This window comes from Pseudenterobacter timonensis (assembly GCF_900021175.1).
Lineage (GTDB): Bacteria > Pseudomonadota > Gammaproteobacteria > Enterobacterales > Enterobacteriaceae > Enterobacter > Enterobacter timonensis.
This window is the reverse complement of the sequence record NZ_FCOP01000011.1, coordinates 508,152-528,532: the sequence shown is the minus strand read 5'-3', so window position 1 is coordinate 528,532 and position 20,381 is coordinate 508,152. Positions and strand designations below refer to the sequence as shown.

General features: G+C 56.7%; 18 protein-coding genes. 1 reads left to right on the top strand and 17 read right to left on the bottom strand.

What is annotated here, in order from left to right; genetic code table 11:
* Position 1: 1 nt before the first annotated feature.
* From ftsQ to leuO, 17 genes are all read right to left on the bottom strand, one after another.
* Positions 2-835: a cell division protein FtsQ gene (gene ftsQ, locus BN3796_RS08785; RefSeq protein WP_061707984.1), complete on the bottom strand. Its 834-nt coding sequence runs from the start codon at positions 833-835 to the stop codon at positions 2-4.
* 1 nt (position 836) lies between these two features.
* Positions 837-1,757, bottom strand: a complete 921-nt coding sequence (locus tag BN3796_RS08780) for a D-alanine--D-alanine ligase (RefSeq protein WP_061707983.1) — start codon at positions 1,755-1,757, stop codon at positions 837-839.
* On the bottom strand, positions 1,750-3,225 hold the full coding sequence (gene murC, locus BN3796_RS08775) for a UDP-N-acetylmuramate--L-alanine ligase (protein WP_061707982.1): 1,476 nt from the start codon (positions 3,223-3,225) through the stop codon (positions 1,750-1,752). Before murC ends, BN3796_RS08780 begins: the two co-directional genes overlap by 8 nt.
* 55 nt (positions 3,226-3,280) lie before the next feature.
* Positions 3,281-4,345, bottom strand: coding sequence for an undecaprenyldiphospho-muramoylpentapeptide beta-N-acetylglucosaminyltransferase (gene murG, locus BN3796_RS08770; RefSeq protein WP_061707981.1), 1,065 nt, complete (start codon positions 4,343-4,345; stop codon positions 3,281-3,283).
* Positions 4,342-5,586 (bottom strand): cell division protein FtsW, encoded by a 1,245-nt coding sequence (gene ftsW, locus BN3796_RS08765; protein ID WP_061707980.1) that lies wholly within the window; start codon positions 5,584-5,586, stop codon positions 4,342-4,344. Before ftsW ends, murG begins: the two co-directional genes overlap by 4 nt.
* Positions 5,586-6,902 carry a UDP-N-acetylmuramoyl-L-alanine--D-glutamate ligase gene (gene murD, locus BN3796_RS08760; protein ID WP_061708827.1) on the bottom strand — a complete coding sequence of 439 codons (1,317 nt, stop codon included), beginning with the start codon at positions 6,900-6,902 and terminating at the stop codon, positions 5,586-5,588. Before murD ends, ftsW begins: the two co-directional genes overlap by 1 nt.
* A gap of 2 nt (positions 6,903-6,904) precedes the next feature.
* On the bottom strand, positions 6,905-7,987 hold the full coding sequence (mraY, locus tag BN3796_RS08755) for a phospho-N-acetylmuramoyl-pentapeptide-transferase (protein ID WP_061707979.1): 1,083 nt from the start codon (positions 7,985-7,987) through the stop codon (positions 6,905-6,907).
* Complete coding sequence (murF, locus tag BN3796_RS08750) at positions 7,981-9,339, bottom strand: UDP-N-acetylmuramoyl-tripeptide--D-alanyl-D-alanine ligase (protein ID WP_061707978.1); 1,359 nt, start codon at positions 9,337-9,339, stop codon at positions 7,981-7,983. Before murF ends, mraY begins: the two co-directional genes overlap by 7 nt.
* Positions 9,336-10,823, bottom strand: a complete 1,488-nt coding sequence (murE, locus tag BN3796_RS08745) for a UDP-N-acetylmuramoyl-L-alanyl-D-glutamate--2,6-diaminopimelate ligase (RefSeq protein WP_061707977.1) — start codon at positions 10,821-10,823, stop codon at positions 9,336-9,338. Before murE ends, murF begins: the two co-directional genes overlap by 4 nt.
* Positions 10,810-12,576 (bottom strand): peptidoglycan glycosyltransferase FtsI, encoded by a 1,767-nt coding sequence (gene ftsI / locus BN3796_RS08740; protein WP_061707976.1) that lies wholly within the window; start codon positions 12,574-12,576, stop codon positions 10,810-10,812. Before ftsI ends, murE begins: the two co-directional genes overlap by 14 nt.
* 15 nt (positions 12,577-12,591) lie before the next feature.
* Positions 12,592-12,957: a cell division protein FtsL gene (ftsL, locus tag BN3796_RS08735; protein ID WP_061707975.1), complete on the bottom strand. Its 366-nt coding sequence runs from the start codon at positions 12,955-12,957 to the stop codon at positions 12,592-12,594.
* Positions 12,954-13,895: a 16S rRNA (cytosine(1402)-N(4))-methyltransferase RsmH gene (gene rsmH, locus BN3796_RS08730; RefSeq protein WP_061707974.1), complete on the bottom strand. Its 942-nt coding sequence runs from the start codon at positions 13,893-13,895 to the stop codon at positions 12,954-12,956. Before rsmH ends, ftsL begins: the two co-directional genes overlap by 4 nt.
* Before the next feature lie 3 nt (positions 13,896-13,898).
* Positions 13,899-14,357 carry a division/cell wall cluster transcriptional repressor MraZ gene (gene mraZ, locus BN3796_RS08725; protein WP_061707973.1) on the bottom strand — a complete coding sequence of 153 codons (459 nt, stop codon included), beginning with the start codon at positions 14,355-14,357 and terminating at the stop codon, positions 13,899-13,901.
* A gap of 625 nt (positions 14,358-14,982) precedes the next feature.
* Positions 14,983-15,987, bottom strand: coding sequence for a catabolite repressor/activator (gene cra, locus BN3796_RS08720; RefSeq protein ID WP_061707972.1), 1,005 nt, complete (start codon positions 15,985-15,987; stop codon positions 14,983-14,985).
* Between the two features lie 176 nt (positions 15,988-16,163).
* Positions 16,164-16,655: an acetolactate synthase small subunit gene (gene ilvN / locus BN3796_RS08715; protein ID WP_061707971.1), complete on the bottom strand. Its 492-nt coding sequence runs from the start codon at positions 16,653-16,655 to the stop codon at positions 16,164-16,166.
* Entirely contained in the window at positions 16,655-18,379 is a 1,725-nt protein-coding gene (gene ilvI, locus BN3796_RS08710) for an acetolactate synthase 3 large subunit (RefSeq protein WP_061707970.1), read from the bottom strand. The genes ilvN and ilvI overlap by 1 nt, the downstream gene beginning before the upstream one ends.
* Positions 18,380-18,691: 312 nt before the next feature.
* Entirely contained in the window at positions 18,692-19,636 is a 945-nt protein-coding gene (leuO, locus tag BN3796_RS08705) for a transcriptional regulator LeuO (RefSeq protein WP_061707969.1), read from the bottom strand.
* Positions 19,637-20,272: 636 nt separating this feature from the next.
* On the opposite strand from leuO, the gene leuL reads away from it, so the two are divergent.
* On the top strand, positions 20,273-20,359 hold the full coding sequence (gene leuL / locus BN3796_RS21180; RefSeq protein ID WP_073885160.1) for a leu operon leader peptide: 87 nt from the start codon (positions 20,273-20,275) through the stop codon (positions 20,357-20,359).
* Positions 20,360-20,381 lie beyond the last annotated feature (22 nt).

Below are 20,381 nucleotides of genomic sequence, written 5' to 3'. Positions count from 1 at the left end.
GTTATTCTGCCTGTACCTGTGCCTGATTCTGTTGCTGATTAGGTTCCTCAACCGGAGCCGGCTCCCAACCGACCGCAGCGCCTGAGTCATAGCGCAGATCAACGTAGCTTATCCGCTTGCCGTCAGTCTGCGCCTGCTGTTGTAAAACGGGATAAAGTTCTACAAAACGCGCCAGACGCTTCATGGTGTCACCCCGGCCAAGGTTGAGCTTAATCCCGTTCGTCAGGGTCAGTTGCCATGAACGACGCGCCGTCATGGCCGCCTCTTTTAACGTGAAGCGGTCTTTGGCCAGCACCTGCCCCATCTCCCGGAAACCTTGCAGCACTTCGTTTTCGCTGCCTTCCGGCCCATACAGCATGGGTAAATTCTGCTTATTCACGCGATCGGCCGGGACGCTAAAGGCATTGCCGTCAACGTCCACCATGTGCTGATCATTCCATCGCGCTATCGGCACATATTCAACCAGATGAATCTTCAATTCATCAGGCCACTGCTTTCTTACGCTTGCCTGCTTGATCCAGGGCAGACGTTCGATCTGGCTCTGGATAATGTTGACATCCTGGGTCATAAACGTACCCGGCGAGCCCAGCGCCAGAATAGACTGGCGGATGTCGTCGTTACGCGTATAGTGACGCTCTCCGGTCACCACCAGTTTTGACAGCGGTAGCCGTTGCGCATCTTCCATCCAGCCCAGCACCATCCAGCCGCTAATAAACACGGTACACAGCACGCCAAGCAGAAACAGGATGCCTGCCAGTCGCGTTCCATTATTCCGCCGTGAGGAGTGCTCTTCTTCCTCATCGCGGTTGCGCGTGTTCAACGCAGCCTGAGACATATCAGCTCGCCTGCTCCAGAATTTTTACCACCAGCTGCGAGAAGCTCATGCCCGCCTGACGCGCCGCCATCGGCACCAGGCTATGGCTGGTCATACCGGGTGAGGTATTGGCTTCCAGCAGATAAAATTGCCCGTCGCGGTCCTGCATCACGTCGATGCGGCCCCACCCGCGACAGCCTAAAACTGACCAGGCTTTGAGCACCAGAGCGTTCAATTGCGCCTCACGGGCTGCTTCCAGACCACTTGGGCAAAAATATTGCGTCTCGTCAGAGAGATATTTTGCTTCATAATCATAGAAGGTTCCGGCGGGTTGAATGCGAATTGAGGGTAAAATTTCTTCCCCGAGCATTGCTACCGTAAATTCCGGACCGCTGAGCCATTTTTCAATCAATACTTCTTCATCATGTTGAAATGCCAGCGCTAAGGCCGCCTGCAAATCCGCAGCCTCGTCAACTTTAGACATTCCCACGCTTGAGCCTTCGCGGCTGGGCTTAACAATAACCGGTAACCCCAGTGCTGTAATACGCTCATTAACGCTATTTTCAAGGCCTGTTTCGAACTCGCGGCGGGTGAGCGCCACCCAGGGCGCCACGGGGAGCCCTGCCCCTTGCCACAGCAGTTTGCTGCGAAGTTTATCCATGGAGATAGCCGAGGCCATCACGCCGCTGCCGGTGTAAGGCAGGCCGACAAGATCCAGCAGCCCCTGCAGGGTGCCATCTTCCCCGCCGCGACCGTGCAGGGCGATAAAGACTTTATCGAAGCCCTGCTCTTTGAGGCGTGTGACATCCACCTCTTTCGGGTCGACCAGATGTGCGTCCACGCCGCCCTCACGCAGCCCGGCCAACACCGCAGCGCCGGAATTAAGCGATACCTCGCGCTCAGCAGAGGTACCGCCAGCCAGAACAGCAATTTTATCAGCCATGGCGCGCCTCCTCCGTGGTTTGGGGCTTCAGTTTGATTTCAGCCAGATTGCGGGCGATTTTCCCGATGTTTCCCGCGCCTTGCACCAGAATCAAATCGTTACCCGTTAATACTGGCGCCAGCATTTCAGCAACCTGAGCCGGATCGGAGACCAGGATCGGATCGATTTTACCGCGCCCGCGGATGGTACGGCACAGCGACCGGCTGTCCGCTCCCGGAATGGGCGCTTCACCCGCCGCATAGACATCCAGCATCAGCAGGGAGTCCACCTGAGACAGAACGTTTGCGAAATCGTCGTAGAGATCGCGGGTACGGGTAAAACGGTGCGGCTGAAACAGCATAATCAGATTTTTATCCGGCCAGCCCGCGCGTGCCGCCTTGATAGTGGCATCCACCTCCGTCGGGTGGTGGCCGTAGTCATCCACCAGCATCGCGCTGCCACTTTTCCCATTTACCGGTTCTACAGGAAACTCCCCCAGGAAGTCAAAGCGGCGCCCGGTTCCCTGGAAGCTCTCCAGCGCGCGCAGGATGGCTTCATCGTCGATGCCCTCCTCCGTGGCTACCGCTACCGCCGCCGCCGCGTTCAGCGCATTATGACGGCCCGGCGCGTTGAGCGTCACATGCAGCAGCTCTTTATCCTGTCGCGCCAGAGTAAAGTGACCCTGCGCGCCAGTCTGACGGTAATCTTCCACGCGTACGTCAGCATCTTCGCTGAAGCCGTAGGTAGTTGTCTGGCGTCCCACGCGCGGGAGCAGCTCGCGGATCACCGGATCGTCCACACACATCACCGCGCGTCCATAGAACGGCAGATTGTGCAGAAAGTTTATAAACGTCTGCTTCAGATTTTCGAAGTCGCCCTGATAGGTGTCCATATGGTCGGCTTCGATATTGGTCACAATGGCCACCATCGGTTGCAGGTGCAGAAAGGATGCGTCACTTTCATCTGCTTCTGCAATCAGATAACGGCTATGTCCCAGACGGGCATGTACCCCAGCCGCCTTCACCAGCCCGCCGTTAACGAAAGTGGGATCCAGCCCCGCTTCGGCGTAAATGCTGGAGACCATCGCCGTGGTCGTGGTTTTACCGTGCGTGCCGGCAACGGCGATGCCATGGCGAAAACGCATCAGTTCCGCCAGCATCTCCGCGCGACGGATCACCGGGATGCGCGCCTCATGCGCGGCTACAATCTCCGGGTTGTCGGCGGCGATGGCGCTGGAGACCACCACCACGCTCGCATCGCGAACGTTTTCCGGGCGATGGTTGAAAAAGATGGTCGCCCCAAGCGATGCCAACTGCTGGGTAACCGGGTTCGGTGCCAGATCGGAACCGCTGATCTGGTAACCTTCGTTCGCTAAAACTTCGGCAATACCGCCCATACCGGCGCCGCCGATGCCAACGAAGTGAATGTGCCGGACGCGACGCATCTCGGGCACGATTGAACGCAGTTTCGCCAGTTGTTGTGTATTCATTCTCTAAACGCCATCGATACTTCAAATTCATGCAGCGCAACAGGCGCTGCGAGGGTTAAGCCTTAGCTGCCAGGCTCACTTCGTTTGCCACCCGATCCGTTGCGTCCGGGATAGCGGCGGCGCGAGCGCGCTGCGCCATCTCAAGCAACGTCTCTCTGTTCCAGCCCGCCAGGGTGGTGGCGACCGCCTCAGCGGTAAACTGTGGCTGTTCAAATATTTTGGCCGCGCCCGCTTTCTCCAGCGGCAACGCGTTCCAGTACTGCTGTCTGTCTTTGTGCTGGAACGGCACAAACAGCGCGGGCAGACCGGCGGCGGCAATTTCACTCACCGTCAGCGCGCCAGAGCGGCAGACCACGACATCGGCCCAGTCATACGCGGCGGCCATGTCGTCGATAAACTCGGTCACCTTGTGCTGCGGCTGCCCTGCTTCGGCGTAAGCCTGCTCCACCGTCTGCTGCGCGCCTTTTCCACTCTGATGCCAGATGGTGACGGAGTCGCCAAGTCTTGACGCAACCTGCGGCATCGTCTGGTTTAAAATACGCGCCCCCTGGGAGCCGCCCACCACCAGCACGCGCACCGGCCCTTCACGACCCATAAGGCGGGTTTCAGGCTGAGGCAGCGCCAGCACATCCACGCGAACCGGGTTACCCACCACTTCCGCATGGGGAAATGCGCCCGGAAATGCCTGCATCACTTTAGTGGCGATCTTCGCCAGCCACTTATTGGTTAAGCCTGCAATGCCATTTTGTTCATGGAGAACGACGGGGATCCCCAGCGACCATGCAGCCAGCCCTCCAGGGCCAGAAACATACCCGCCCATGCCCAGCACCACATCCGGCTTAAAGCGTTTCATAATGGCGCGCGCCTGCCGCCAGGCGTTAAAGATACGCACCGGGGCCAGCAGCAGCGCTTTTATGCCTTTCCCGCGCAGGCCGGAGATACGAATAAAGTCGATCTCAATCCCATGCTTCGGCACCAGATCGGCCTCCATGCGGTCTGCGGTTCCCAGCCAGCGTACCTGCCAGCCCTGATCCATTAAATGGTGCGCTACCGCGAGCCCGGGGAAAACGTGTCCGCCGGTCCCGCCCGCCATCACCATTAACCGCTTCGGTTGATTCATCGTGAACCTCGTGTAAACGCCTGGGCTTTCTCCAGACGCGTCTCATAATCTATACGTAACAACAACATGATGGCGGTCGACATAATCAGCAGACTCGAACCACCATAACTGATTAACGGCAATGTCAGGCCTTTGGTCGGCAACATACCTGCCGCCGCACCCACATTAACCAGCGCCTGGAAGCTAAACCAGATACCAATTGAGCAGGCTAAAAAGCCTGAAAAACGGTGATCGATCTCCAGCGCTTTACGGCCAATCGACATGGCGCGGAAAGCGACGAAGAATACCATTAAAAGCGCCAATACCACACCGATATAACCCAGTTCTTCCCCAATGATGGAGAAGATGAAGTCGGTGTGCGCTTCGGGCAGATACTCCAGTTTTTGCACCGAATTGCCTAATCCCTGCCCCCACATCTCACCGCGACCGAAGGCCATCAGAGACTGGGTAAGCTGGTAGCCGCTGCCGAAGGGATCTTCCCACGGGTTCCAGAAGGAGGTCACGCGGCGAATACGGTAGGGTTCCGCCAGAATCAGCAGGACAACCGCCGAAATCCCCATGCCGATAATGGCGATAAACTGCCACAGCTTCGCACCGGCCAAAAACAGCATCGCCAGCGTGGTGACAAACAGCACCACCACTGTACCAAGGTCAGGCTGCGCCAGCAGCAGCACCGCCAGCACCAGAATAACCCCCATCGGCTTAAGGAAGCCGCGCAGGTTATTACGCACCTCGTCAACCTTTCGCACCAGATAGTTGGCGAGGTAGCAGAACAGCGACAGCTTGGTAAATTCCGCTGGCTGGATACGCAGCGGGCCGAGGGCAATCCAGCGCGACGCCCCGTTAACGGAGCTACCCACCACCAGCACAATCAGCAGCATGACAATCGAGGCGATCAGCATGGCGGTACTGTGTCGCTGCCAGAACTCCATCGGCAGACGCAGCGTAATCATCGCCAGACAGAACGCCAGAATGATGTATATGCCATCACGCTTGGCGAACAGGAAGGGATCGTTCGCCAGGCGTTGACCAACCGGCATGGAGGCGGAGGTCACCATGATAAAGCCGATAGCCGCCAGCCCCAGCGTCAGCCAGAGCAGCATGCGATCGTACATAATCAGGCTGTCGGAATCTTTATCCCGGGAGGCCATCACCCAGCCCTTCAGCGCCGAAAAGATCCACACCAGAATACCTAACCCCGGCAGGCGCGGTACCTTCAGGCGAGGGAGAGAGAAGCGCATCAGCCTAACTCCTTCGCCAGACGCGTAAATTCATCGCCGCGCTGTTCGAAATTCTTAAACTGATCGAGACTGGCGCAGGCGGGCGACAGCAGCACCATATCGCCAGGCCTGACCTTCGGCGCCAGCAGACGCATCGCCTGCTCCATGGTCCCGGTCTGTTCTGCAATCTCCGGTCGCAGCGCGGCCAGCTCCGCCCCGTCGCGGCCAAAGCAGTAGAGGCGAATGTTATCGCCCGAGAGATAGCGCGCCAGCGGCGAAAAGTCGGCGGATTTACCGTCGCCGCCAAGCAGCAGATGTAACGTCCCGTCGACCTGCAGGCCGTTCAGCGCTGCCTCCGTACTGCCGACGTTGGTCGCTTTCGAGTCGTTAATCCAGCGCACGCCGTTATGCTCCAGCGCCAGCTGGAAACGGTGCGCCAGGCCGGTAAAGGTGGTCAGCGCCTTCAGGCTGGTGGCGCGCGGCAGGCCGGCAGCATCCGCCAGCGCCAGCGCGGCCAGCGCGTTGGTGTAGTTGTGCTGACCGGTGACCTTCATCTCTTTCACATTGAGCACCTTTTCACCTTTCACCCGCAGCCAGGTCTCCCCTTGCTGGCGGTTCAGGTGATAGTCGCCCATATTGATGCCAAAGCTGACGCAGCGCTCATCCGCGCCGCGCACCGGCATAGTCAGCGCGTCGTCGGCGTTCACCACGCACACGCGGGCGTTTTCATAGATGCGCAGCTTGGCGGCGCGATACTGCTGCAGGCCAAGCGGATAGCGATCCATATGATCTTCGGTAACGTTAAGAATAGTGGCAGCTACCGCCCGCAGGCTGGAGGTGGTTTCCAGCTGGAAGCTGGAGAGCTCCAGCACGTAGAGCTCGCGGGAAGGGTCCAGCAGCATGAGCGCCGGCAGGCCGATATTACCGCCCACGCCGACCTTGACGCCTGCCGCCTTCGCCATCTCCCCCACCAGGGTAGTGACGGTGCTTTTCCCGTTAGAGCCGGTAATCGCAATGACCGGTGCCTGCGCTTCACGACAGAAGAGTTCGATATCCCCCACAATCTCGACGCCCGCCTCAGCCGCGGCGCCAAGAGCAGGATGCGCCAGGGCGATGCCGGGACTGGCGACAATCAGATCGGCGGTCAGCAGCCACTCATCATTGAGCCCCCCCAGATAGCGGTCTACCTCCGGCGGTAGCTTCTCCAGACCCGGCGGCGTCACGCGTGTGTCCATAACGCGCGGGGTTACGCCGCGCGCCAGAAAAAAGTCCACGCAGGAGAGGCCGGTCAGCCCCAACCCGATGATAACGACTTTTTTGCCCTGGTAATCAGCCATCATTAACGTACCTTCAGCGTTGCCAGGCCAATCAGCACCAGCATCAGCGAAATAATCCAGAAGCGCACGATGACGCGCGGCTCCGGCCAGCCTTTCAGTTCATAGTGGTGATGAATCGGCGCCATGCGGAAGATGCGCTGGCCGCGCAGCTTAAAGGAGCCAACCTGCAGAATAACCGACAGGGTTTCGACCACGAACACGCCGCCCATAATCACCAGCAGGAACTCCTGGCGCAGCAGCACGGCGATAATGCCGAGCGCGCCGCCCAGCGCCAGGGAGCCGACGTCACCCATAAAGACCTGCGCCGGGTAGGTGTTAAACCACAGGAAGCCCAATCCGGCGCCGACAATGGCGGTACAGACGATGACCAGCTCGCCCGCGTGGCGCAGGTAAGGGATATGTAGATAGTTGGCAAAATTCATGTTGCCGGTCGCCCAGGCCACCAGCGCGAAGCCGCCCGCCACAAAGACGGTGGGCATAATCGCCAGCCCGTCCAGGCCGTCAGTGAGGTTAACGGCGTTGCCGGTGCCGACAATCACAAAGTAGGCCAGCAGAATGTAGAAAATGCCGAGCTGCGGCATCACATCTTTAAAGAACGGCACCACCAGTTCGGTGGCGGGCGTATCTTTTCCGACGAGATAGAGCGCAAACGCGACGCCCAGCGCAATCACCGACATCCAGAAATATTTCCAGCGCGCAATCAGCCCTTTGGTGTCTTTGCGCACCACTTTGCGATAATCATCGACAAAGCCGATGATCCCGTAGCCCACCAGCACCACCAGCACGCACCAGACGTACGGGTTAGAGGGGTAAGCCCACAGCAGCACGGAGACAACAATGGCGGTTAAAATCATAATGCCGCCCATGGTCGGGGTGCCGCGCTTGCTGAAATGCGACTCCGGGCCGTCGTTACGGACAACCTGACCAAATGCGAGTTTTTGCAGACGGGCAATCATGCGCGGGCCCATCCACAAGGAGATGAACAGCGCGGTCAGCAGGCTGACAATGGCGCGAAACGTCAGATAGGAAAAGACGTTAAAGCCGGAATAATATTTGACCAAATGCTCGGCCAGCCAAACTAACATGTCCCGTTCTCCTGTAATGCGTGTACTACCTCTTCCATGGCGGCACTACGTGAACCTTTCACTAAAACTGTCACAATTTGATGTTCTTTTGTCAGCGCCTTCAGGCGCGTAATCAGGGCTGCTTTATCGGCGAAATGCTCGCCCACGCCGCTCGCCTGGCTGATGGCCTGACTCAGCGTGCCGGTGCTCAGAACGCAATCGATACCGGAGGCTTTCGCTGCTTCCCCCACCTGGATATGACACGCTTCGCTCTCATCACCCAGCTCCGCCATGTCGCCGACCACCAGCACGCGGTAGCCCGGCATCTCGGAGAGTACCTGTACCGCCGCAGTCATCGAGCCCACGTTGGCGTTATAGGAGTCGTCAAGCAACAGCTTGTTTTCAGCCAGTGGGATCGGGAACAGACGCCCTGGCACAGCTTTTAAATTTGCCAGACCGGTTTTGATCGCCTCGTGCGAAGCGCCCACCGCCGTCGCGAGCGCCGCCGCCGCCAGGGCGTTAGCGATATTGTGACGACCCGGTAGCGGCAGCAGCACGTCAATGCCGCCCGTCGGGGTCCGGAGGGTAAACTCCGTACCGTGGGAGGTGACGTGAATGTTGTCCGCCGTAAAATCGCTGTTGGCCGCGTTCGGTGAAAAACGCCAGGTTTTGCGCGAACCGATCACGCTCTGCCAGTTCAGCCAGTCGTTATTGTCGGCGTTCATAATGGCGATGCCGTTTTCCGGCAGGCCGGTATAGATTTCGCCTTTCGCCTTCGCGACCCCTTCCAGCGAGCCAAAGCCTTCGAGGTGTGCGGCGGCAAGGTTATTAACCAGCGCCGCCTCAGGACGCGTCAGGCTGACCGTCCAGGCGATTTCGCCCTGGTGATTGGCGCCAAGCTCAATGACGGCGTACTCATACTCTTTGGTCAGGCGCAGCAGCGTCATCGGCACGCCGATGTCGTTATTCAGATTGCCCGCGGTATAGAGCGTGTTGCCGCACTGGCTCAGAATGGCGGCGGTCATCTCTTTAACCGACGTTTTACCCGAGGAGCCGGTCAGCGCCACGACGCGCGCGGGCACCTGCTGGCGAACCCACGCCGCCAGTTCGCCAAAGGCCTGGCGGGTATCACTCACCACCAGTTGCGGCAGATCGATATCGAGCTTGCGGCTAACCAGCAGCGCCCCCGCGCCGCTCTCCTTTGCCTTGTCGGCAAAATCATGTGCGTCGAAACGCTCGCCCTTCAGCGCCACAAACAGGCAGCCGGAGGTGATTTTTCGGGTGTCGGTGGTGACCTCGTCAATGACGATATCCTGCCCGTGCAACTCCCCGCGCAGGATCCCTGCAAGCTGGCCCAGCGTTACGCTAATCATGCCACCACTCCCAGCAGACGTGCGGCGGTCACGCGGTCGGAGTAATCCAGACGGCGTGTGCCCACGATCTGATAATCTTCATGCCCTTTACCTGCCAGCAGCACCACGTCGTTTTCATGCGCCTGCATAATGGTGCTGGTCACCGCTTCCGCGCGGCCTTCCACCACGCGGGCGCGACCTGCATCCAGCATACCGGCGAGAATGTCGTTAATAATGGCGCGCGGCTCTTCGGTACGCGGATTGTCATCGGTCACCACCGGAATATCGGCAAACTGCTCGGCAATGGCGCCCATGAGCGGACGTTTGCCTTTATCGCGATCGCCGCCGCAGCCAAAGACACACCATAGCTTGCCGGTACAGTGCAGACGCGCCGCTTCCAGCGCTTTTTCCAGCGCGTCCGGGGTGTGGGCGTAATCCACTACCACGGTCGGTTTGCCCGGCGCGCTAAAGACTTCCATGCGTCCACACACCGGCTGCAAACGCGCGGCGGTGTTCAGCAGTTCGCTCAGCGGATAGCCCAGCGCCAGCAGAGTCGCCAGCGCCAGCAGGAGGTTGCTGACGTTAAACGCCCCCATCAGGCGGCTTTCAATTTCGCCCTCGCCCCATGAGGAAGCAAAGCGGATCGTCGCGCCGCTGTCGTGATAGTTCACCCCTGTCGCCTTCAGCCAGCGGCCATGACAGTCAGGGTTGATCTGGTTGTTCATCGATACCGCCACCGCGTCCGGCAGGCTGGCCAGCCAGCGGCTGCCTACCTCGTCGTCGGCATTGATAATCGCCTGGCCAAAATTATGACAGGCATAAAGCTGCCATTTCGCCGCTTCGTAGTGTTCCATATCGCCGTGATAGTCGAGATGGTCGCGGCTTAAATTGGTAAACACGGAGGCGGCAAATTTGAGCGCCGCCACTCGATGCTGCACCAGGCCGTGGGAGGAGACCTCCATAGCGGCCAGCGTCGCGCCTTGCCCGACAAGGCCGGCCAACACGTGCTGCACATCCACCGCAGATCCGGTGGTATTTTCCGTCGGGCTTACCTTCCCGAGCAGACCATTGCCCACGGTGCCCATCACCGCGCTGGTCTCGCCCAGCAGCTGGCTCCACTGCGCAATCAGCTGCGTGGTCGTGGTTTTACCATTGGTGCCGGTCACGCCAATCAGGCGCAGCCGGTCAGAAGGCTCGTGATAGAAGCGTCCCGCCAGGGCGGAGAGTCGCTCGTTCAGTTGGCTAAGGTAGATGACCGGTACGCCGTGCATCTCACGGATTTCACCATCGGTTGCTTCATCTTTTGCCTCAGCAATAACGGCAGCTACACCTTGCGCAATCGCCTGCGGGATATACCGACGCCCGTCCGCCTGATGACCGACAACTGCTACGAAGAGATCGCCCGATGCAGCCACCCGGCTGTCGAGTACCATCTCGCGTAGTGCTCGCGCAGGTAACCCGGTTACCCACGGAGCGAGTAGGTCGCGCAAATTACGATCTGCCACCTGTTCCCTCGCCTTGATTAATTACAAATTCACTTTTATCGCCCGTCGCCAGCGCATCGGGTTCAATGTTCATGGTGCGCAGAACGCCGCCCATGATGGCACCAAACACCGGCGCGGAGACGGCGCCACCGTAATATTTACCCGCCTGCGGATCGTTAATGACGACCACCAGCGCAAAACGCGGATTGCTCGCAGGCGCCACGCCTGCGGTATAAGCAATATATTTGTTGATATAGCGACCATCCGGGCCAACCTTTTTTGCCGTACCGGTCTTAATGGCGATGCGATAGCCTTTAATCGCCGCTTTCACGCCGCCGCCGCCCGGCAGCGCCACGCTCTCCATCATGTGAACAACGGTACGCACGATGGATTCCGGGAAGATGCGCTCGCCCGGAACGGGAGGATCAACTTTGGTGATCGACAGCGGGCGATAGATGCCATAGCTGCCAATCGTTGCATAGACTCGCGCTAACTGTAACGGCGTTACCATTAGCCCGTAGCCGAAAGAGAAGGTGGCCCTCTCTATGTCAGACCACCGTTGTTTTTGAGGATATAAGCCACTGCGTTCTCCGACCAACCCCAAATTGGTCGCTTTTCCCAGCCCAAAACGTGAGTAAGTTTCTACTAACGCTGAGGACGGCATCGCTAACGCCAGCTTGGAAACACCGACGTTACTCGACTTCTGTAATACCCCGGTAAGGGTCAATTCGCTGTAGCGCGCCACGTCTTTGATTTCGTGGCCGTTAATTCGGTAAGGAATGGTGTTGAGCACGGTGTTTTCATTGACGATACCGCGCTGCAGGGCAGTCATCACCACCATCGGTTTCACCGTGGAACCCGGCTCAAACACGTCGGTAATGGCGCGGTTACGCATGGCATCCTTCGCCGTGCCGCTAAAGTTGTTCGGGTTATAGGAGGGGCTGTTGGCCATCGCCAGCACTTCGCCCGTATTAACATCCACCAGCACCGCACTGCCCGACTCCGCTTTGTTAAACGCGACGGCGTTATTAAGCTCGCGGTAGACCAGCGCCTGCAGACGTTCGTCGATGCTGAGAGCGAGGTTGTGCGCCGCCTGGCTGTCGGTGGAAGAGATATCTTCGATCACGCGACCATAGCGGTCTTTACGCACCACGCGCTCGCCCGGCTGGCCGGTCAGCCACTTATCAAAGCTTTTTTCAACCCCTTCAATCCCCTGGCTGTCGACGTTGGTAAAGCCGATAAGGTGAGCGGTCACTTCGCCAGAAGGGTAGTAACGGCGAGACTCTTCCCGCAAATGGATCCCCGGCAGCTTCAGCTTTTTGATGTAGTCGGCCATATCCGGGTTAACCTGGCGCGCCAGATAGATAAAGCGTCCTTTCGGGTTGGCGTTAACGCGCGCCGCCATCTGATCGAGCGGCATCTTCAGGGCGTCAGCCAGCGCTTTCCAGCGGTTATCCAGCGTAATACCGCCTGCGTCATGGAGCTCTTTCGGATCGGCCCAGATCGCTTTTACCGGTACGCTCACCGCCAGCGGTCGACCCGAACGGTCAGTGATCATGCCGCGCGAAGTCGAGACCTCCTGTACGCGCAGGGAACGCATATCCCCCTGACGAACCAGCATATCCGGGGCGATAATTTGCAACCAGGCCACGCGCCCCAGCAGAAAACCGAGCGCCAGCAGGATACAGCCGCAAAGCAACGCAAAACGCCAGCTGATAAAGCTGGCCTGTTCTTCCTGACGTTTCGGTTTGAGCGTTTTTGCCCCTGCTTTCATGCGTCGCGTTATCCCTTATTTTTGTACTACGATATTTTCCTGCGAAGGATCAACATGCTGTAACTGCAGCTTTTCCGTTGCGATGCGTTCTACCCGGCTGTGATCGCCGAGGGCGTTCTCTTCCAGAATCAGGTTACGCCATTCGATATCCAGCGCGTCGCGCTCCAGCACCAGCTGCTCGCGCTGGGCGGTGAGCAGACGGGTATGGTGCGCGGTAGTCACTACTGAAATCGCCGTAACAATGATGCAAATAAACAGGCAGAGCGGCAGTTTCCCAAACCGCAACAGGTCGTCGCCGATCACTGCGGGCAAAGCGTGGCGCTCGTTACTTCCTAACGACTCTTTAACTTTGCTGAGGGTCTCCGTCACTCTGCTAATCATGCATCCGTCCTCTCTGCAATACGCAGAACTGAACTACGGGCACGTGGATTTTCAGCCACCTCTTCTTCGCCCGGCATGAGTTTTCCGAGCGCCCGTAGCTGACGGCCGCCCAGTTTTTTGAGCTGTTCTTCTGTCATCGGCAACCCGGCAGGAACCTGCGGGCCGCGGCTTTGCTCGCGCATAAAACGCTTCACAATGCGGTCTTCCAGCGAATGGAAGCTGATGATGGATAACCGCCCGCCCGGGGCCAGCACGCTGAGCGAGCTTTTTAGCGCCTGCTCTATCTCCTCCAGTTCACTGTTCACCCAGATGCGCACCGCCTGGAAGGTACGGGTCGCCGGATGTTTATGCTTATCCTTCACCGGCGTGGCTGCCGCGATCACTTCCGCCAGCTCTTTGGTGCGGGTCATCGGCTCAACGCGGTTACGCTCTACGATGGCGCGGGCGATGCGTTTACCGAAACGCTCTTCACCAAAGGTTTTGATGACCCAGGCGATGTCCGCTTCGTCTGCGGTTTGCAGCCACTCGGCGGCAGACTGACCGCGGGTGGGGTCCATGCGCATATCCAGCGGACCGTCGCGCATAAAGGAGAAGCCGCGTTCAGCATCGTCAAGCTGGGGAGAGGAGACACCAAGATCGAGTAAAATGCCGTCGATCTTACCGGTGAGATCGCGCTCGGCCACATAGTCAGCCAGCGCGGAGAAAGGGCCATGTACGATGGAAAAGCGAGGATCGTCGATGGTCTTTGCCACGGCGATCGCCTGCGGATCGCGATCGATCGCCAGCAGGCGCCCTTCCGCTCCCAAGCGGGAGAGGATCAAGCGCGAATGGCCACCACGGCCAAAAGTCCCATCAATATAGATGCCGTCAGGACGAATGTTCAGACCGTTTACGGCCTCATCCAGCAGCACCGTCGTATGTTTATAATTTTCCATCATCTTTTATAGTGACAAATCCTGTAGCCTTTCCGAGAGCGTGTCGGAATCAGACTGTTCAGCGTCGATATCTTCCCTGACCTGTTGATACCAGGTCGTTTCATCCCACAGCTCAAACTTGTTAAGCTGCCCGACCAGCATCACTTCTTTCGTCAGACCGGCATGCTGCCGTAACACGGGCGCAATCAGCAGGCGCCCCGCGCTATCCATCTGACATTCACTGGCATGGCCCAATAACAGCCGCTGCACGCGGCGTTCCTGCGGGTTCATGCTCGACAGTCGTGACAGTTTTTGCTCGATGATTTCCCATTCAGGCAAAGGGTAAAGCAGCAGGCAGGAGTGGCTGATGTCAATGGTGCAGACCATTTGACCGGAAGCGCTCTCGATCAGCTCATCGCGGTATCGGGTTGGCACCGATAATCGTCCTTTACTGTCGAGATTGACTAAGGTTGCTCCACGAAACATGCCAGCCTCACCCTTTCTCGCCACTTTAACCCACAAATTCCCACAGAATGGAGTTTACGGAGCGAGGGAAAAGCTTGTCAAGCCAGGACTTTCGCGACAGAGATTTGAAATTCAGCTGTTTACGAACGTAACCCGACCCGAACAATAACTGCACAACCGGCGAGGCAAAATTAACGTTATGAATACTTGCAAGAAAAAAAGTAAATATGTCCAATAGCGTTAAAAATCACTCAGCTCGTCGCGGGTAAATATAAAGTGTCAGTTTGCGACGCGGGCGGCATTTTAAGCCATATCGGACAGGGATAACAGCAGCAGATGACAGGCGGGGCCGCTACACAGCCAGCAGCGCCTGACCGGGCGACAACAACCCCTACACAGAACGACAGACAATTCAGCATCTGAATAGAGTTTGTAACAAAACAATACAAGAAGCGGGCGGTTATTGACTCTTAAATAGCCTTAAAAAGGATTTTAAATAACGAAATGAATTAAAAAATGGCGGACGCAAACGATTTTAAGGAATTATCTTAATTTCAATAAGGCAATTATTAATAGGGCGCTAAACGTTCGGCATTTATCGCGCTTTTAATAACAGCGGCGCGTTGACGGCGCCGCGGATGAACAATCAGTGGCGGCTTAGCACGCCGCGACGATAGAGGTTTCTCTTGATGCGCGTCAGGCCGGGCTTCGGCTTGCGCGGCTCGTCCAGGCTCGCCAGCACAATCTCCAGCACGCGTTCGGCCACATCGCGATGACGCTGGGCGACAGCCAGCACCGGACACTGCAGGAAGTCGAGCAGTTCGTTATCCCCAAAGGTGGCGATCGCCAGATCGGTAGGCAGCTTGCCGTCACGGCGCAGGGTGACGTCCATTACCCCCTGCAGGAGGGCAAACGAGGTGGTAAACAGCGCCTGCGGCATAGGATGGGTTTCCAGCCATTTCTCAAAGAGCTGCGCGGCGGCTTCCCGCTCATAGCTGTTGGCATAGAGGAAATGCACCTCGCGCGGATCCTCTTTCCAGGCGGCGCGGAACCCCTGCTCGCGCAGGAAGCTGACCGAAAGCTCCGGCAGCGCCCCCAGATAGAGCACCGTTTCCGCCGGAAAGGTACGCAGCTCCGCCGCCAGCATTTCGGCGTCGTCCTGATCTGCGCCCACCACGCTGGTGAAATGTTCGCGATCCAGCGCACGGTCAAGCGCGACGATCGGGAAAGGATCGTTGGCCCAGCGCTGGTAGAAGGGATGCTCCGGCGGCAGAGAAGTGGAAACGATGATCGCGTCGACCTGACGTTGCAGCAGGTGTTCAATGCAGCGCATCTCGTTATCGGGCTGATCTTCTGAGCAGGCGATCAGCAGCTGGTAGCCGCGCTGGCGCGCCTGCCGCTCAAGATAGTTCGCGATACGGGTGTAGCTGGTATTTTCCAGATCCGGGATCACCAAACCAATGGAGCGGGTCCGGCCGGCACGCAGGCCAGCCGCGACGGCATTCGGATGGTAGTTATGCTCACGCACCACCGCCATTACTTTTTCAACGGTCTTGTCGCTGACGCGATACTGCTTTGCCTTACCGTTAATCACATAGCTTGCCGTGGTTCGTGACACGCCGGCGAGCCGGGCGATTTCATCCAGTTTCACAATTGCCCCTTAAAAGAGAAAAGAGAACCCATGGCCTTGTCAGGGTTATGGTTAAATCTTTTAACATCTAAGCGCAGAATAGTCACCGCGGCAACCGCTTTTATTTGCGCAACCTGCCGATTGTCAAAAAAAAGCCCGGCCAGAGCGGCCGGGACTGGAGAGAGAAGCCTTTTTGGCTACTTCATAATCTTATCGCCGCGGGAGAGTCCGACGACGCCGGAGCGCGCCACCTCAACGATCCGGGCAACGTCGCGCACCGAGGCCAGAAAAGCATCCAGCTTGTCGCTGGTTCCCGCCAGCTGCACGGTATATATAGAAGGGGTAACGTCGACAATCTGCCCGCGGAAGATATCAGCGTTGCGCTTAACCTCTTCACGTCCGAATCCGCTGGCCTGAATTTTGACCAGCATGATTTCGCGTTCCACATAGGCTCCCTGCCCCAGCTCGCTGACGCGCAGCACGTCGATAAGCTTGTGCAGCTGCTTTTCAATCTGCTCCAGCACTTTCTCATCGCCAACGGTCTGAATGGTCATCCGGGAGAGAGTCGGATCGTCGGTAGGGGCAACGGTCAGGCTTTCGATGTTATACCCGCGCTGCGCAAAGAGGCCGATAACGCGCGACAGCGCTCCCGACTCATTTTCCAGTAATACAGATAATATCCGGCGCATCAGGTTCTCTCCGTTTTGCTTAACCACATTTCGTCCATGCCCCCGCCGCGAATATGCATCGGATAGACATGCTCGCTGCCGTCAACCAGGATATCGGCGAAAACGAGCCGCTGGTTTTTAACATGGCCCAGCGCTTCGCCAAGCTTCTCCTCCAGCTCCGCCGGATTGCTGATACGCATGCCGACATGGCCGTACGCTTCGGCGAGACGCACAAAATCGGGTAGCGACGTCATATAGGACTGGGAGTGACGGCCAGAATAGATCATATCCTGCCACTGCTTCACCATGCCGAGATAGCCATTATTCAGGTTGAGCACCAGCACCGGCAGGTTGTATTGCAATGCGGTGGAGAGTTCCTGAATATTCATCTGAATGCTGCCATCGCCCGTCACGCAGACGACCATCTCATCCGGCAGCGCCAGCTTCACCCCCAGCGCAGCGGGCAAACCGAAGCCCATCGTCCCGAGGCCCCCGGAGTTGATCCAGCGGCGTGGCCTGTCGAAAGGATAATAAAGCGCGGCAAACATCTGATGCTGGCCCACGTCTGAGGCGACGTAGGCCTCGCCGTGAGTCAGGCGCCAGAGGGTTTCGATTACCGCCTGCGGTTTGATGCTTTCGCTCCCGGTCTCGTAGTTCAGGCAGTGGCGCGCGCGCCACTGCTCTATCTGCTGCCACCAGTCGCGTATATCGTCCAGCGGTTGCTCACCGCCCTCCTGCGCCAGCAGCTCCAGCATCTGTTCCAGCACCAGACGCGCATCGCCAACGATAGGAATATCGGCGGCCACGGTTTTGGAGATCGAGGTGGGATCGATATCAATATGCAGTACCGTTGCATCAGGGCAATATTTTGCCAGATTATTGGTGGTGCGATCGTCAAAGCGCACCCCGACGGCAAATATCACGTCGGAGTTATGCATCGTCATATTGGCTTCATAGGTGCCATGCATCCCCAGCATGCCCAGCGCCTGACGGTGCGTGGCCGGGAAAGCGCCTAACCCCATCAGAGAGGAAGCGACCGGCAGGTTTAATTTTTCCACCAGTTCGCGAAGCTGGGTATCGCAGCGGGCGTTGACCGCGCCGCCGCCTACATATACCACCGGTTTTTTGGCGGCGAGCAGCGTATGCAGGGCGCGCTTGATTTGCCCTTTATGACCCTGAGTGGTCGGATTATAGGAGCGCATGCTGACCGACTCCGGCCAGACGTAGGGCAACTTATTCGCCGGATTAAGAATATCTTTTGGCAGATCGACCACCACCGGGCCGGGACGCCCGCTGGCCGCCAGCCAGAACGCCTTTTTCAGCACGCCGGGAATATCTTCCGTCTGCTTAACCAGAAAGCTGTGCTTCACCACCGGGCGGGAGATGCCGACCATATCGCACTCCTGGAACGCATCGTAGCCAATCAGCGATGTTGCGACCTGGCCGGAGAGGATCACCAGCGGAATGGAATCCATATAGGCGGTCGCGATACCGGTAATAGCGTTGGTCGCTCCCGGACCGGAGGTGACCAGCACCACGCCTACCTCCCCTGTGGCGCGAGCCAGACCATCAGCCATATGGACGGCGGCCTGCTCATGGCGTACCAGCACATGATCGATCCCGCCCACGGTATGTAACGCATCATAAATATCGAGGACCGCCCCCCCGGGGTAGCCGAATACGTGCTTCACGCCCTGGTCGATAAGCGATCGGACGACCATTTCGGCGCCAGACAACATCTCCATGATCTGCCTCTTTGATTTTTGCGAAGTGATATTCACCTTACCCGCTCGTCATAAGTCAGGCAATTGGCAAACCTCTCCGTCATAAGGGCATAAAAAGCAGAAAACAAAGGTTTTGATTAAGGATGAAGGGGATTCGTCTGTTATTACCGGCCGTGATAAAAAATCGTCGCTAAAAAGCCATGATAGTCAGCAATTTATCTATTTTCATCAGAGACAGAGGGCAATAAAGAAGAGAAAACAGGAGATAATTTCATGTTAAGAAGAAATATCAGGATAAACAGAATGCGACGCTACTGTTTATCCTGATACCGATTAGCGGCGGCAGACGTTAATTAACAGCTCTTCCATCCACTGGTGCCCTTTATCCCGGCCAGCGGCCTCATGCCAGGAGAGATAGCAGGTGCGGCTATTTAACTTCAGCGGCAGCGGTAAAATTTGCAGCTCAAGCTGGGAGGAGAACTCTTCCGCCAGCCAGCGCGGCGCAATGGCAACCAGCTGCGTCTGCGAGACAACATTCAACACGCTGACCATCGCCATGCCCTGATAGGCGATGCTTGCCTGCTTATCCGGCGTCTCATACCACGGCTGGCTAAATGAGGCGTAACGGTCAAGCGCCACTACCGCGTGCTGCTCGTTATAGACATCGTTTTCCCGGAATAAGCCATTCATGCGAGGATGTTTTTTACTGGCAACTAAGACCATTTCATCATTAAACAGCGGCACACATGAAAATTCAGGACGACGAAATTCCTCATAACCGATGACAAATTCCGTCTCCTGATAACGTAACTGATGCTCGGTATTCTGATTAAGGGATGATTTAAATACGAGATGGATATTAGGCGCGATCTCTTCGACTTTATTATAGATAACGGACGTTAAATAATTATCGAGCGGGCTGCAGACGCAGAGATGAAACACGCGCTCGCTGCTCAGCGGTTCAAAACCGGAGCCGGGTAGCTCATTTTGCACCAGCTGCAGCGCCTGCCTGACGGCGCCAAACAGCTGATAAGCGCGGGCCGTTGGCTGAATACCCCGACCGTAACGCACAAATAACTCGTCATTAAACATGACTTTAAGACGCGCCACGGCATTACTCACCGCCGGCTGAGACATACCGAGCGCCTGCGCCGCACGGGTAATATTCTGCTCCTGCATAACCGCGTCAAAGACAGTCAATAAATTAAGATCGACCGTACGCAGCTGAGGTTTTACCCCCTCGTTTACATGAGGATCTTCAATATTCTTTTCCAGCATTCCTGACTCCACTGCCACGCTAAACTCCCTTTGCCACAACGCAGTAATAACTTCTAAAAATATCATTTACCACGCATATAAAAGCAGCAAAAGGAAAATATTTAAAATTCAGAAAATATAAAGATTCATAGAGTACAAAACGCAAACTCAGCTACGTCCGACATGGCTTTCCGGAGCGATAAATGATATGCAAAACATTATAGTTTCAATGAAACCATAAATTTGACGAATAGACAACTCTATGCATAGTAAAAAGGAATTTAAGTAAAACTAAAATATTAAATACAAAACCCCGGGAATAATTAACAATTTCTTATCATCCCCGCGATTTTTCTTATTCTGATTACATTCATAAGAATTATAACTCTATGAATTAATTATCGATACGTCCTGGCACCTCGCTTCGCTACAAATTGCGTTTAAATGAAACAAATTATATTTATCATATTCTATAAGTGAATACACGATCCGATATAAGACAATTAAAATGCTTTTCAGGCAGAAAACCAGCACAATTAGCTAAAGCGACAAGCCGCCCCGAACCTCTTATCGTTGCCGTTTTGCCACAGAAGGGTTGACTTGCGTCACCACATCCAGTACCACTAAAAGCATATCGTTATTCACTGGAGCTGATTCATGATTCGCACCGTTCGTTTCACCGGTCTACTACTACTAAACGCATTCACTGTGCGCGGTAGACTGGCGGGCGAAATTCAGCGTTGAATCGTCACCAGTAAGACTAAAA

Excerpts from the sequence above, each read along its gene's own strand:
- ftsQ (WP_061707984.1), bottom strand. The coding sequence starts at position 835 with ATGTCTCAGGCTGCGTTGAACACGCGCAACCGCGATGAGGAAGAAGAG.
- BN3796_RS08780 (WP_061707983.1), bottom strand. The coding sequence starts at position 1,757 with ATGGCTGATAAAATTGCTGTTCTGGCTGGCGGTACCTCTGCTGAGCGC.
- murC (WP_061707982.1), bottom strand. The coding sequence starts at position 3,225 with ATGAATACACAACAACTGGCGAAACTGCGTTCAATCGTGCCCGAGATG.
- murG (WP_061707981.1), bottom strand. The coding sequence starts at position 4,345 with ATGAATCAACCGAAGCGGTTAATGGTGATGGCGGGCGGGACCGGCGGA.
- ftsW (WP_061707980.1), bottom strand. The coding sequence starts at position 5,586 with ATGCGCTTCTCTCTCCCTCGCCTGAAGGTACCGCGCCTGCCGGGGTTA.
- murD (WP_061708827.1), bottom strand. The coding sequence starts at position 6,902 with ATGGCTGATTACCAGGGCAAAAAAGTCGTTATCATCGGGTTGGGGCTG.
- mraY (WP_061707979.1), bottom strand. The coding sequence starts at position 7,987 with ATGTTAGTTTGGCTGGCCGAGCATTTGGTCAAATATTATTCCGGCTTT.
- murF (WP_061707978.1), bottom strand. The coding sequence starts at position 9,339 with ATGATTAGCGTAACGCTGGGCCAGCTTGCAGGGATCCTGCGCGGGGAG.
- ftsI (WP_061707976.1), bottom strand. The coding sequence starts at position 12,576 with ATGAAAGCAGGGGCAAAAACGCTCAAACCGAAACGTCAGGAAGAACAG.
- ftsL (WP_061707975.1), bottom strand. The coding sequence starts at position 12,957 with ATGATTAGCAGAGTGACGGAGACCCTCAGCAAAGTTAAAGAGTCGTTA.
- rsmH (WP_061707974.1), bottom strand. The coding sequence starts at position 13,895 with ATGATGGAAAATTATAAACATACGACGGTGCTGCTGGATGAGGCCGTA.
- mraZ (WP_061707973.1), bottom strand. The coding sequence starts at position 14,357 with ATGTTTCGTGGAGCAACCTTAGTCAATCTCGACAGTAAAGGACGATTA.
- ilvN (WP_061707971.1), bottom strand. The coding sequence starts at position 16,655 with ATGCGCCGGATATTATCTGTATTACTGGAAAATGAGTCGGGAGCGCTG.
- ilvI (WP_061707970.1), bottom strand. The coding sequence starts at position 18,379 with ATGGAGATGTTGTCTGGCGCCGAAATGGTCGTCCGATCGCTTATCGAC.
- leuO (WP_061707969.1), bottom strand. The coding sequence starts at position 19,636 with ATGCTGGAAAAGAATATTGAAGATCCTCATGTAAACGAGGGGGTAAAA.
- leuL (WP_073885160.1), top strand. The coding sequence starts at position 20,273 with ATGATTCGCACCGTTCGTTTCACCGGTCTACTACTACTAAACGCATTC.